Origin of the sequence: Lelliottia sp. RWM.1 (assembly GCF_016859735.1) — a bacterium.
In the GTDB taxonomy this organism is placed as follows: Bacteria; Pseudomonadota; Gammaproteobacteria; order Enterobacterales; family Enterobacteriaceae; genus Enterobacter.
On the sequence record NZ_WLVC01000070.1, the window covers coordinates 1 to 12,360 of the forward strand.

Genomic DNA, 12,360 nt, shown 5'->3' on the forward strand with positions numbered 1-12,360 from the left:
TATGCCACCAACTGAATACGAAAAACAATATTATCAGCGGCTCGGAAGTGTCTAGATTATCTGTGGCGATTCAAATTGCCCTTGCTTGCCGAGAGCAGCCAGAGTTTCATTTGCCGCCAGTGAGTCATTGAAAACCAGCGAAGCTTCAAGGCTATGGCTCATTGTTGCACCAGTTAATTCGAGATTTTTTTGCGCATATTGCTTCAACGTCACTACAGATGCAAAACAAAGCAAGAGCCAGATAAGCGTCATTGTGATGATGACGCTTATCATGCTGATACGCCGCAACGTTCTTTTAAACGTTGGACGTGGCGTTGAAGTGAAGTCCTTATTCATGCTTCGAATTCCGTGCAAGCATTAATACATCCGGATTGACTCTTACACCGCTTCGAGACAGTGCATCCAGATTTACGGAAAATCTAACCCGGTTGTTATCTATTATCATGCAAAATGCACTGCCAATAAGACATTCTGGAGTTTGCTCTGAGATTAATAGCAGGGGTCTGCCCTGATATTTACTTATTAATTCAAGCTGGTCAGATGGCGATTCAGCGCCGAAATAAATAGCATCGCAAGTTGCAGACAGCGCTTCTTGATCATTATTCACGATCGTTGGTGTATAAGGTAACAAGGTTTGCCCATCTTCACTAGTAAGTGCTTGCACATAGTGAGAAGAGGCAAAAACACAGAGTTTGGGCTGTCCAGAAAGGGATGGCCACCGCGTATAGCTTACAATCCCAGACACAATTGAACGCACCGATTTATCGGTTTCCGTCAGCGTTCCGGCTGTTGCGGGGCTCGCACTAACAAACAGCATCAGCACCAGAGTGAGTCGGTACAAAGAGATCAAGAATGATTTTCTCACCAGAATCCGCCACGCCGCTCTGGAAATAGATGTCCTTAAGAGTTGTCGGCAGAATACCATTGTTTATCAAGGCCGTCATTATGTCAGGAATGTAACTGAATTGACTTAGGTTAAATCTTACAGTTGCATTTATTCAGATGGTTACAGATAAAATTAATTAAGCCTGCTGGCTTTCAAGCTTTCATCCATCCCTTGTTGCCATGCTTCACGTAGTTTTGCGGTGTTTTCTGCTGTATCGCAGGTGGCCGGGAATGATTTTCCTGCTAAACCCCAGGCATGAATAAATCCTTCTTCGCACACTTTTTTCTGTCCATCCGCATATCCGCGAAGATATTCACTACGATTCACATTTGGATCGTTAAAATTATCGGCCAGGACCTGGTTATCTTTAACGGCTGTTCCGTTCATTGCCTCTTCTTTACCCGCATTAAACCAGTTGGTGCTCGTCCAGTTTGGTTGAAATGTATAAGGGTTAATCTGGCAACCGGATAACAACAGTGCAAGTAATGTGACAGGGATCGAACGCATAGGGATCTCCTTTTTTATTTAGCATAGCCTGGTGAGAAAAAAGAGTGAGTGTAACTTTATGTTTACATGTATAAGGGTTGTTTTTTGATGAAAATTGCTTGATGTAAATTATTGTTTACGTATTTCGGATTGAAATCTTTACTTTGTGTGGTATTGTGGAAGCACCTCTTAGAGGAAAACAACTATCGCAAACGAGCTTTACAGGATCGCCATCATGCAAAAAGACGCGCTGAACAACGTACATATTACTGACGAACAGGTTTTGATTACTCCTGATCAACTGAAAGCGGAATTCCCGCTGAGTGTGGAGCAGGAGGCGCAAATTGAGCTTTCCCGCCAGACCATCTCTGACATCATTGCAGGGCGCGATCCGCGTCTGCTGGTGGTGTGTGGTCCTTGCTCCATTCACGATCCTGAAACCGCGATTGAATATGCTCGTCGATTTAAAGCATTAGCAGCTGAGGTCAGCGATAGCCTCTATCTGGTGATGCGCGTCTATTTTGAAAAGCCTCGTACAACCGTTGGCTGGAAAGGGTTGATTAACGATCCGCACATGGATGGCTCGTTTGATGTGGAAGCTGGTCTGAAAATTGCGCGCCAACTGTTGGTTGAACTGGTCAATATGGGGCTGCCACTGGCAACAGAAGCGCTTGATCCGAATAGTCCGCAGTACCTGGGCGATCTGTTTAGCTGGTCGGCTATTGGTGCGCGTACCACTGAATCGCAAACTCACCGCGAAATGGCATCTGGTTTGTCTATGCCGGTTGGTTTTAAAAACGGCACAGATGGTAGTCTGGCGACGGCAATTAACGCCATGCGCGCCGCGGCGATGCCACACCGCTTTGTCGGCATTAACCAGGCGGGGCAAGTGTGCCTGCTGCAAACGCAGGGCAACCCGGATGGTCATGTGATCCTGCGTGGCGGTAAAGCACCAAACTACAGCCCAGCGGATGTTGCCCAGTGTGAAAAAGAGATGGAACAGGCGGGACTGCGCCCGTCGCTGATGGTAGATTGCAGCCATGGCAACTCAAATAAAGATTACCGCCGTCAGCCTGCTGTTGCGGAATCTGTTGTGGCACAAATCAAGGATGGTAATCGCTCCATTATCGGGTTAATGATTGAGAGCAATATCCATGAAGGCAATCAGTCATCTGAACAACCGCGCAGCGCGATGAAACAGGGTGTATCGGTGACAGATGCCTGCATTAGCTGGGAAGCGACTGATGCGCTGCTGCGTGAGATTCATAAAGATTTAAACGGCCAGCTGGCGGCGCGCCTGGCTTAAGAGGTTAGTTATGGTTGCTGAATTGACCGCGTTACGCGATCAAATTGATGAAGTTGATAAGGCATTGCTGGATTTGCTGGCGCGTCGTATGGCCCTGGTCGCTGAAGTGGGCGAGGTCAAAAGTAAATATGGCCTGCCGATCTATGTGCCGGAACGTGAGGCATCAATGTTGGCGTCACGCCGTAAAGAAGCGCAGGCATTGGGTGTTTCACCTGACTTGATCGAAGATGTCCTGCGCCGCGTGATGCGTGAGTCCTACTCCAGCGAGAATGACAAAGGATTCAAAACCCTCTGTCCTTCTCTGCGCCCGGTAGTCATTGTCGGTGGTGGTGGTCAGATGGGGCGTCTGTTTGAAAAGATGCTCATGCTGTCTGGTTACCAGGTACGGATTGTTGAGAAAGATGACTGGGCCCGCGCACCGGAATTAATGGCAGATGCGGGCATGGTGATTGTCAGCGTACCGATTCATGTGACTGAGCAAATTATTGAGAAACTGCCTCCGCTGCCGGAAGATTGCATTCTGGTTGATTTGGCATCGGTCAAAAATGGTCCGCTGCAGGCAATGCTGGCAGCCCATACTGGCCCAGTGCTTGGTCTGCATCCGATGTTCGGTCCGGACAGTGGCAGCCTTGCCAAACAGGTGGTGGTGTACTGTGATGGCCGTCAGCCAGAGGCTTATCAGTGGTTCCTGGAACAAATTCAGGTCTGGGGCGCGCGTTTACACCGGATCAGTGCGGTGGAACACGACCAGAACATGGCGTTTATCCAGGCATTACGTCACTTTGCAACCTTTGCATATGGGTTGCATCTGGCAGAGGAAAACGTACAGCTTGAACAACTTCTGGCGCTTTCCTCACCAATCTATCGGCTTGAGTTGGCGATGGTTGGCCGCCTGTTCGCGCAAGATCCGCAACTGTATGCGGACATTATTATGTCGTCAGAAAACAACCTTGCGTTAATCAAGCGCTATTACCAGCGATTTGGAGAGGCTATCACCTTACTTGAGCATGGCGACAAGCAGGCGTTTATCGACAGCTTCCGTAAAGTCGAGCACTGGTTTGGCGATTATGCGCAGAGATTCCAGAGTGAGAGCCGCACATTGTTGCGACAGGCAAATGACAGTCGCCAGTAATCCGATGATGTATATACTAAAAGCCAGCAATGCTGGCTTTTTTCATTTTGGGGTACTGTCATGGTTGAACCGCAACTGCTGTTGAATTACACCGGACATCTTCCGGAGTGCCCGATCTGGAGTGCGGAAGAGAATGCGCTCTATTGGGCGGATATCCTGGAAGGGGAGATCCATCGTTATCATCTGCCTACATCAGAGCACGATATATTATCTTTTCCTGAAGAGGTCGGATGTTTTGCGTTGCGAGAGCGTGGTGGTTTTATTGTCGCGATGCGAAATGCTATCTGGCTGACCGATAAGCATGGTCTGATGCAGCGCAAAGTGTGCGACAACCCGTCGAATCCGCAGCTTGCGCGTTTCAATGATGGGGGAACCGATCTCCGGGGGCGCTTTTACGCAGGAACATTCTGGGGGCCGGGAGATTACAACGGCGCGATGTTGATGCGAATCGATAACGATCTGACGCCTAAAGTTATTCAGTGTGATATTCATGGTCATAACGGTCTGGCATTTAGTCATGACCATCAATGGATGTTCACGTCTGATACACCGAATGGCGTTATATATCGAACCCCACTTGATGAACAGGGAGAACCCGGCAGACGCGAAGTATTCCGGCAGTTCAGGGAAGGTGAGGGGATACCGGACGGTGCAGCTATGGATACGGAAGGTTGCTACTGGAGCGCGTTATTTGATGGCTGGCGCATTGCTCGCTTCTCACCGCAAGGAGAGCAGCTTGAAGAGTACCGTTTGCCGGTGCGTTGTCCGACAATGGTCTGCTTTGGCGGAGAGGATATGAAAACGCTGTTTATCACCACGACGCGGGAAAATATGACCAGAGATGAGGTGGTGAGATATCCGCTATCTGGCGCGATCTTCACCCTGCCAGTGAGCGTGGCAGGGATGAAGAAAAGCCGTTTTATCGAACGTTAAACGGGATCAACCGGAACAACGTTTTCACCTGGGTAGCAACCCAGAACTTTCATTGACCGGGTGATTTCGCCCAATTCCCTCAGCGCATTTTGCATGGATGCCGACTGCAGGTTGGCCTGGATATCGAGATAAAACATCTCTTCCCAGGGGTTGCCGTTAATGGGGCGCGATTCCAGTTTGGTCATGATTAGATTGTGATTGCGCAGGACCAACAGGGCTTCAACCAGAGCTCCTGCTTGCTGCCCGGTTGCCATCAACAGGGTGGTTTTAGCCGGAACCTGATCGGACACATTAATGGCTTTGCGCGCGAGAACCACAAAGCGCGTGATGTTTTGTGTCTGATTCGCCAGATTGCGTTCCAGGACCTGCAAACCATACAGTGCTCCACCGGCTTCGCTGCCAAGAGCGGCGACTGTCGGCGAGTTCACTTGTGCCACTTTTTCCATTGCTGCCGAGGTGCTTTCGGTGTACTCAATTTTCCAGTGCGGGTAGCGGTTCAGGAACTGACTGCACTGCTGGAAAGGTTGCGGATGGCTGTAAATAGTTTCGATTGTACTGAGATCGGTTGAACCGGATACCAGTACGCAATGATCAATCGGGATAGTCAGTTCGCCAACCAATGACAGGCTGGTGTGTTGTAGCAAGTCATAAACATCATTAATGGCTCCGGAACTGGTGTTCTCAATTGGGACTACAGCGTAATCAGCTTGTCCGGTCTCAACCTGATTGAAAATATCAGCAAACTTTGCGCAACCGCTCTCGATGAACTCTTCAAAATGACGTGCAGCATACTGACGTGCGGCAAGGTGAGAATAGGAACCTTTAGGCCCCAGAAATGCGATGCGAGCGGAGTGTGGGTTGGTTTTGTTCAGATGCTGCTGGAGCAGTGCCTGTTGGGTCAGAACGGAATCTTCAATGATAAGCTGGAACAGTCGGGTAATGTAATGGGCATCAAGATGGTGAGCCTTACCAAGCTGAATAAGACGGTCCAGCAAATCGCGCTCACGGTCGATATCGCGTACTGGGCGATGGGAGTCCAGCTTAGCTTTACCCACTTCGACGGCGAGAGTACGACGTTCTGCCAGCAACGCCAGTAATTTCTCATCCAGCGCACTGATTTTTACTCGCAGATCCAGTAACGGGTTTTCCGGTGTCATAGTGTTGCCTGTCTCGTTTATAGTTATCAATAAAAAAGGCCCCCCGGTTTGGGAGGCCTTGTTGTTCGTCTTCGCATTCTTTATCACACGACGAAACGCCTCCCATTCAGGGGAAGGTAAAAAAGAATGCGAAGAAGAACAGCGTTTGTTTCATGAAGTCATCCTGTGATTGATACCGTTTAAAGTACCCGTACTGTTTTCATCCTGTCAATAAAAAACGCGCCCGAAGGCGCGTTGGCGGTACACTCAATTTAAAGGATTACTCTTCTTCAACTTCTTCCGCGAGGCTGGCGTCTTTCACCGATGTTGCGGCGCGACGGGCTTCGCCTTTGTGTTGCACTTTATTGAGCTGCCGTTCCAGCTTGTTGATCAAATCGTTGATTGCGGTGTACATATCTTCATGTTTAGCGCTGGCGACCAGATGGCCGTTTGGAGTATTGATAGTTGCGTCAGCGATAAAACCCTGTGGCTCCTTAGACAGAATGATATGTGGGTTAATCAAATGAGTTTGCCATTTATCCAGTTTGGCGAGACGGTCTGCGACGTGCTGGCGAATTGCCGGAGTAATTTCCATTTGTTTACTGGTAATGTTCATTGTCATAAATTTTACCTCTTGTCTTTCCGTCTTGGTGATTCCAGCATACCTGTCCTAATGTCAAAATATGTGATCTAAATCACGTTATTTTGTCGGTTTTTGTCAGGGAATCTTTTTTGTGAGGCAGGACAGGAAGAGATGATTTTTAGCTTGTCGAAGTCGGGAATTACGGTCATAGTTGATAGGATGTGCTGTAGCTAAACCGCTTCAGCTTATGACGAAAACGCATAAAAAAACGGCAGCCCAGAGGCTGCCGTTTTGCATGGTGCTGTACGTCAGGTATTGCTGCTGTTTGCTGCAATAATTTTCGCCACTTTTTCGGCTTGCGCATTCATCTGCATTTGACGGTATGCATTTTCCATGAGTTTCAGACCATCACGTGTTGCCTGTGTATCCGGATAATCGCGCAGCATACCTTCTACTCGGTTGACTACGGCTACCCACGCACCACGACGGGTGTAGTACTCCGCAACTGAATATTCATATTTAGCCAGGCGATCTTTCAGGAACACCAGGCGTTTGGTTGCATCTGTAATGTACTGGCTGTTCGGGTAACTGCGCACCAGCTTGGAGAAGTCATTAAAGGCGTCACGTGCGTGTTGCGGGTCACGGTCTGAGCGATCAACACCGAAGAACCCCTGTAAAGCACTGTCATCAAGCGCCATGTTAGTCAGACCGCGCATATACATGACATAATCAATGTTAGGATGAGTCGGGTTCAAACGCATGAAGCGATCGATCGTAGCCTGAGCCAGCGGCAGGTCGGCATTTTTATAGTAAGCGTAGATGAGATCTAACTGTACCTGCTGCGAATACGGACCAAATGGATAGCGATTATCCAGCGCTTCCAGTTGCGTTATCGCCTGTTTCCAGTTACCGTCCTGCAGTTTTTGTTGTGCAGTCGCATAGATTTCATTCGGCGGATTGTCAGGGACCTGTTCATTTGAACCGGAGCAGCCCACCAAAGCCAGGCTCAACGTGGCCGCTGCCACCAGATATTTCATGCGCGTCATGACGTTTTGACTTTCCTCAAATGTTTGTCCGGGAGAATCTCTTTCCTGCTCCCGATTAAGACCAGCTACAATAGCACACTATATTAAACGGCAAAGCCGTAAAACCCAACGTTAAACGAAGAAGCAGTCTATGGCACAACGAGTAGAACTCACCGCAACAGTCTCCGAAAATCAGCTCGGTCAACGCTTAGATCAAGCTTTGGCTGAAATGTTCCCTGATTATTCGCGTTCACGCATAAAAGAATGGATTCTCGACCAGCGCGTGCTGGTTAACGGTAAAGTCTGGGACAAACCGAAAGAGAAGGTGTTAGGTGGGGAAGCTGTCGCCATCAATGCTGAAATTGAAGAGGAAGTCCGCTTCGAGCCGCAGGATATCCCACTGAACATTGTCTATGAAGATGATGATATTTTGGTGATTAACAAGCCGCGCGATCTGGTTGTTCATCCCGGTGCGGGAAACCCTGACGGTACAGTGCTTAACGCACTGCTCCACTATTACCCACCGATTGCCGATGTTCCGCGTGCGGGTATTGTGCACCGTCTTGATAAAGACACCACTGGTCTGATGGTTGTGGCGAAAACTATCCCAGCTCAGACGCGTCTGGTCGAATCGTTGCAACTGCGCGAAATCACCCGTGAATACGAAGCGGTCGCGATTGGTCATATGACATCTGGTGGTACAGTAGAAGAACCCATTAGCCGTCATCCAACCAAGCGTACCCATATGTCGGTGCATCCTATGGGCAAACCGGCAGTGACGCACTACCGCATTATGGAACATTTCCGTATCCATACGCGCTTGCGTTTACGCCTGGAAACGGGCCGTACGCATCAGATCCGTGTACATATGTCACATATTACTCATCCGCTGGTAGGTGATCAGGTATACGGTGGGCGTCCGCGTCCGCCAAAAGGTGCGTCGGACGAGTTTATCAGCGTATTGCGTAAATTCGATCGTCAGGCGTTGCATGCAACGATGCTACGTCTTTACCACCCAATCAGCGGTATTCAGATGGAATGGCATGCGCCGATCCCGCAGGATATGGTTGAGCTTATCGATGCGATGCGCGCTGATTTTGAAGAGCATAAGGATCAAGTGGACTGGTTATGACCAAACTGATTGTCCCGGAGTGGCCACTGCCTGAGGGGGTGGCTGCCTGTAGTTCGACCCGTATTGGCGGTGTAAGTCTGGAAGCATGGGCATCTCTGAATCTCGGTGCACACTGCGGTGATAATCTTGAGCACGTTGAAGAAAACCGTAAGCGTGTGTTTACTGCAGGAAATCTGCCTTCAAAACCGGTCTGGCTGGAACAGGTGCACAGTAAAGACGTTTTGAAGCTTACAGGCGAACCCTATGCTTCAAAACGTGCTGATGCTTCCTACAGTAATACGCCAGGGACTGTGTGTGCTGTGATGACGGCAGATTGCCTGCCGGTGTTATTCTGTAACCGTGCAGGAACAGAAGTGGCTGCAGCACATGCGGGTTGGCGTGGTTTGTGCGAAGGGGTGCTTGAGGAAACAGTCGCCTGCTTCAACGATAGTCCTGCCAATATTATTGCCTGGCTTGGCCCGGCAATTGGTCCTCAGGCATTTGAAGTTGGGCTGGAGGTTCGCGAGGCGTTTATGGCGAAAGACCCGCAAGCTGAGACCGCCTTCTCCCCCGTTGGTGAAAAGTATCTTGCCGATATTTATCAACTCGCCCGTCAACGCCTGAATCGTCTGGGTATCACGCAAATCTTCGGCGGAGATCGTTGTACCTTCACCGAAAAGGGTGATTTTTTCTCTTATCGTCGCGACAAGACCACGGGGCGTATGGCAAGTTTTATTTGGCTGATATAACCTAAAGAATCAAGACGATCCGGTACGTGCCGTTTTCTTTTCACATAATTCAGGTCATTAACCTTGAATAATTGAGGGATGACCTCATTTAATCTCCAGTAGCAAATTTGACCTGTTATGGGAGGAGTTATGCGTCTGGATCGTCTTACTAATAAATTCCAGCTTGCTCTCGCCGATGCCCAGTCTCTCGCACTGGGGCACGACAACCAATTTATCGAACCTCTTCATCTAATGAGCGCCTTGCTGAATCAGGAAGGGGGATCGGTACGTCCTTTATTAACGTCTGCTGGCATTAATGCTGGCCAGTTACGCACAGCCATCGATCAGGCTCTGAGCCGTCTACCTCAGGTAGAAGGTACGGGCGGTGATGTGCAACCGTCTCAGGACCTGGTGCGAGTGCTGAATCTTTGCGACAAGCTGGCGCAAAAACGTGGGGACAACTTTATTTCGTCAGAACTGTTTGTTCTGGCGGTGCTTGAATCACGCGGTACGCTGACCGATCTGCTGAAGACTGCCGGAGCAACAACCGCCAATGTGACTCAGGCGATTGAAAATATGCGCGGAGGTGAAAGCGTGAACGATCAGGGAGCCGAAGACCAGCGTCAGGCTTTGAAAAAATTTACAGTCGATCTGACCGAGCGTGCCGAACAGGGCAAGCTTGATCCGGTGATCGGCCGTGACGAAGAAATTCGCCGCACTATTCAGGTGCTGCAACGTCGTACCAAAAATAACCCGGTGTTAATTGGTGAGCCTGGTGTAGGTAAAACAGCCATTGTCGAAGGACTGGCGCAGCGTATTGTGAACGGTGAAGTGCCGGAGGGGCTGAAAGGTCGACGTGTATTGGCGCTGGATATGGGGGCGCTGGTGGCAGGGGCAAAATACCGTGGTGAGTTTGAAGAGCGTCTGAAAGGTGTGCTTAACGATCTGGCCAAGCAGGAAGGCAACGTCATTCTGTTTATCGATGAATTACACACGATGGTCGGTGCAGGAAAAGCAGACGGCGCAATGGATGCCGGGAATATGCTGAAACCTGCTCTGGCACGCGGTGAACTTCACTGCGTTGGGGCGACGACGCTGGATGAATATCGCCAGTACATTGAAAAAGACGCTGCGCTGGAGCGTCGTTTCCAGAAAGTGTTTGTGGCTGAACCGACTGTCGAAGATACCATCGCGATTTTGCGTGGTCTGAAAGAGCGTTATGAACTGCATCATCATGTGCAGATCACTGATCCGGCAATTGTTGCGGCGGCGACGCTTTCACATCGCTATATTGCGGATCGCCAGCTTCCGGATAAAGCTATAGATTTGATTGATGAAGCGGCATCAAGTATCCGTATGCAGATCGACTCGAAACCGGAAGAGCTCGACAGGCTTGATCGTCGAATTATCCAGCTAAAACTGGAACAGCAGGCACTGAAGAAAGAGTCGGATGAAGCCAGTAAGAAACGCCTGGATATGCTTAATGAAGAGCTGGACGACAAAGAGCGACAGTATTCTGAGTTAGAAGAAGAGTGGAAAGCGGAAAAAGCCTCTCTTTCCGGAACTCAGACGATCAAGGCTGAGCTGGAGCAGGCAAAAATTGCGATTGAGCAAGCTCGCCGTGTGGGTGACCTGGCGCGCATGTCTGAACTGCAATACGGAAAAATCCCTGAACTGGAAAAACAGTTAGAGTCGGCTACGCAGTCAGAAGGCAAAACTATGCGTTTGTTACGTAACAAAGTGACTGATGCAGAAATTGCGGAGGTGCTTGCGCGTTGGACCGGTATTCCTGTTGCTCGCATGATGGAAAGTGAGCGAGAAAAACTGTTGCGGATGGAACAAGATCTGCACCAGCGTGTTATTGGTCAGGATGAAGCCGTTGAAGCCGTATCGAATGCGATTCGTCGTAGCCGTGCGGGATTGTCCGATCCAAATCGCCCTATTGGTTCGTTCCTGTTCCTTGGGCCTACGGGGGTGGGTAAAACAGAACTGTGCAAAGCTCTGGCTAACTTTATGTTCGACAGCGATGACGCCATGATTCGTATCGATATGTCCGAGTTTATGGAGAAACACTCTGTGTCGCGTCTGGTTGGCGCTCCTCCGGGATATGTTGGTTATGAAGAGGGGGGCTATCTGACAGAAGCGGTTCGGCGTCGTCCTTACTCCGTCATCCTGCTGGATGAGGTGGAAAAAGCGCATCCGGATGTGTTCAACATTCTGCTACAGGTTCTGGATGATGGACGACTCACTGACGGGCAGGGGAGAACGGTTGATTTCCGTAATACGGTAGTCATTATGACGTCTAACCTGGGCTCTGATCTTATCCAGGAGCGTTTTGGTGAGCTGGATTACGGGCATATGAAGGATCTGGTGATGGGCGTGGTAAGCCACAGCTTCCGTCCTGAGTTCATTAACCGTATTGATGAAGTGGTTGTGTTCCATCCATTGGGTGAAAAACATATTGCCTCTATTGCACAAATCCAGTTGCAGCGCCTTTATAAACGCCTGGAAGAGCGTGGATATGAAATCCACATTTCTGATGAGGCGCTGAAACTGCTTAGCGAGAACGGCTACGATCCTGTTTACGGTGCACGTCCTCTGAAACGCGCTATCCAGCAGCAGATCGAAAACCCTCTGGCACAGCAAATCCTTTCGGGAGAGCTGATTCCAGGTAAAGTGATTCGTCTGGAAGTGAATGACGATCGAATTGTGGCAGTGCAGTAAGTCACAAAACATCAAAAACGGGCCGCTTGCGGCTCGTTTTTGTTTAAAAACCAGGCGAAAATGAATGTCTGGAGGGTGTTTTGCCTGGAAAGTGAGCGATCAGTAAATAATTTTCACTTTGCACTTGCAGCTTCAGAATAACTCCCTATAATGCGCCTCCACTGACACGGAACAACGGCAAGCGAGCCGCCGGATCAGCAGGGTTCTCCGGCGAAAGCAGATGAAGAATCCCGGAGAAAAGCGAAAATAAACGCTTGACTCTGAATGAGGAAAACGTATTATACGGGACCTCGCAACGGTGAGCGAAAGC

12 protein-coding genes, 1 pseudogene and 1 other annotated feature are annotated in these 12,360 nt (G+C 49.5%); of the genes and pseudogenes, 6 read left to right on the top strand and 7 right to left on the bottom strand.

Annotated elements, in window-relative coordinates:
• Positions 1–54: 54 nt before the first annotated feature.
• The 3 genes and pseudogenes from GF617_RS25345 to GF617_RS25355 all read right to left on the bottom strand — a co-directional run.
• A pseudogene (locus GF617_RS25345) lies at positions 55–336 on the bottom strand (CHASE sensor domain-containing protein); the annotation flags it as partial.
• The gene (locus GF617_RS25350; RefSeq protein ID WP_181620435.1) at positions 329–865 is read right to left on the bottom strand and encodes a YfiR family protein; all 537 of its coding nucleotides are present in this window, start codon (positions 863–865) and stop codon (positions 329–331) included. The gene GF617_RS25350 and the pseudogene GF617_RS25345, both read right to left, overlap by 8 nt.
• A gap of 153 nt (positions 866–1,018) precedes the next feature.
• On the bottom strand, positions 1,019–1,393 hold the full coding sequence (locus tag GF617_RS25355) for a DUF2799 domain-containing protein (RefSeq protein WP_181620434.1): 375 nt from the start codon (positions 1,391–1,393) through the stop codon (positions 1,019–1,021).
• Between the two features lie 214 nt (positions 1,394–1,607).
• Between GF617_RS25355 and aroF the strand changes: the two genes are divergently transcribed.
• From aroF to GF617_RS25370, 3 genes are read left to right on the top strand one after another with little or no spacing between them, the layout of a single operon-like run.
• The gene (aroF, locus tag GF617_RS25360) at positions 1,608–2,678 is read left to right on the top strand and encodes a 3-deoxy-7-phosphoheptulonate synthase AroF (protein WP_181620433.1); all 1,071 of its coding nucleotides are present in this window, start codon (positions 1,608–1,610) and stop codon (positions 2,676–2,678) included.
• Positions 2,679–2,688: 10 nt separating this feature from the next.
• The gene (tyrA, locus tag GF617_RS25365) at positions 2,689–3,810 is read left to right on the top strand and encodes a bifunctional chorismate mutase/prephenate dehydrogenase (protein ID WP_181620432.1); all 1,122 of its coding nucleotides are present in this window, start codon (positions 2,689–2,691) and stop codon (positions 3,808–3,810) included.
• A gap of 60 nt (positions 3,811–3,870) precedes the next feature.
• Entirely contained in the window at positions 3,871–4,743 is an 873-nt protein-coding gene (locus GF617_RS25370) for an SMP-30/gluconolactonase/LRE family protein (protein WP_203452717.1), read from the top strand.
• On the opposite strand, the gene pheA is transcribed toward GF617_RS25370, so the two are convergent.
• The 4 genes from pheA to bamD all read right to left on the bottom strand — a co-directional run bounded on the left by pheA (position 4,740) and on the right by bamD (position 7,508).
• The gene (gene pheA, locus GF617_RS25375) at positions 4,740–5,900 is read right to left on the bottom strand and encodes a bifunctional chorismate mutase/prephenate dehydratase (protein ID WP_203452718.1); all 1,161 of its coding nucleotides are present in this window, start codon (positions 5,898–5,900) and stop codon (positions 4,740–4,742) included. The genes GF617_RS25370 and pheA overlap by 4 nt on opposite strands.
• Positions 5,901–5,929: 29 nt before the next feature.
• Positions 5,930–6,055, bottom strand: a sequence feature (Phe leader region).
• Positions 6,007–6,054, bottom strand: coding sequence for a pheA operon leader peptide PheL (gene pheL / locus GF617_RS25380; RefSeq protein WP_203452719.1), 48 nt, complete (start codon positions 6,052–6,054; stop codon positions 6,007–6,009). It overlaps the preceding feature by 48 nt.
• Before the next feature lie 104 nt (positions 6,056–6,159).
• Positions 6,160–6,501, bottom strand: a complete 342-nt coding sequence (gene raiA, locus GF617_RS25385) for a ribosome-associated translation inhibitor RaiA (protein ID WP_181620429.1) — start codon at positions 6,499–6,501, stop codon at positions 6,160–6,162.
• A 269-nt stretch (positions 6,502–6,770) separates the two neighbouring features.
• A complete protein-coding gene (gene bamD / locus GF617_RS25390; RefSeq protein WP_181620428.1) occupies positions 6,771–7,508 on the bottom strand; it encodes an outer membrane protein assembly factor BamD in 738 nt (245 codons plus the stop codon).
• Positions 7,509–7,638: 130 nt separating this feature from the next.
• Between bamD and rluD the strand changes: the two genes are divergently transcribed.
• The 3 genes from rluD to clpB all read left to right on the top strand — a co-directional run bounded on the left by rluD (position 7,639) and on the right by clpB (position 12,050).
• Positions 7,639–8,619 (top strand): 23S rRNA pseudouridine(1911/1915/1917) synthase RluD, encoded by a 981-nt coding sequence (rluD, locus tag GF617_RS25395; protein WP_181620427.1) that lies wholly within the window; start codon positions 7,639–7,641, stop codon positions 8,617–8,619.
• Complete coding sequence (yfiH, locus tag GF617_RS25400; protein ID WP_181620426.1) at positions 8,616–9,347, top strand: purine nucleoside phosphorylase YfiH; 732 nt, start codon at positions 8,616–8,618, stop codon at positions 9,345–9,347. The genes rluD and yfiH overlap by 4 nt, the downstream gene beginning before the upstream one ends.
• 129 nt (positions 9,348–9,476) lie before the next feature.
• On the top strand, positions 9,477–12,050 hold the full coding sequence (gene clpB, locus GF617_RS25405) for an ATP-dependent chaperone ClpB (RefSeq protein WP_181620425.1): 2,574 nt from the start codon (positions 9,477–9,479) through the stop codon (positions 12,048–12,050).
• Positions 12,051–12,360: the final 310 nt, after the last annotated feature.

What these genes read in the sequence shown, in the direction of transcription:
- GF617_RS25355 (WP_181620434.1), bottom strand. Translation starts at nt 1,393, where the DNA reads ATGCGTTCGATCCCTGTCACATTACTTGCACTGTTGTTATCCGGTTGC.
- aroF (WP_181620433.1), top strand. Translation starts at nt 1,608, where the DNA reads ATGCAAAAAGACGCGCTGAACAACGTACATATTACTGACGAACAGGTT.
- tyrA (WP_181620432.1), top strand. Translation starts at nt 2,689, where the DNA reads ATGGTTGCTGAATTGACCGCGTTACGCGATCAAATTGATGAAGTTGAT.
- GF617_RS25370 (WP_203452717.1), top strand. Translation starts at nt 3,871, where the DNA reads ATGGTTGAACCGCAACTGCTGTTGAATTACACCGGACATCTTCCGGAG.
- pheA (WP_203452718.1), bottom strand. Translation starts at nt 5,900, where the DNA reads ATGACACCGGAAAACCCGTTACTGGATCTGCGAGTAAAAATCAGTGCG.
- raiA (WP_181620429.1), bottom strand. Translation starts at nt 6,501, where the DNA reads ATGACAATGAACATTACCAGTAAACAAATGGAAATTACTCCGGCAATT.
- bamD (WP_181620428.1), bottom strand. Translation starts at nt 7,508, where the DNA reads ATGACGCGCATGAAATATCTGGTGGCAGCGGCCACGTTGAGCCTGGCT.
- rluD (WP_181620427.1), top strand. Translation starts at nt 7,639, where the DNA reads ATGGCACAACGAGTAGAACTCACCGCAACAGTCTCCGAAAATCAGCTC.
- yfiH (WP_181620426.1), top strand. Translation starts at nt 8,616, where the DNA reads ATGACCAAACTGATTGTCCCGGAGTGGCCACTGCCTGAGGGGGTGGCT.
- clpB (WP_181620425.1), top strand. Translation starts at nt 9,477, where the DNA reads ATGCGTCTGGATCGTCTTACTAATAAATTCCAGCTTGCTCTCGCCGAT.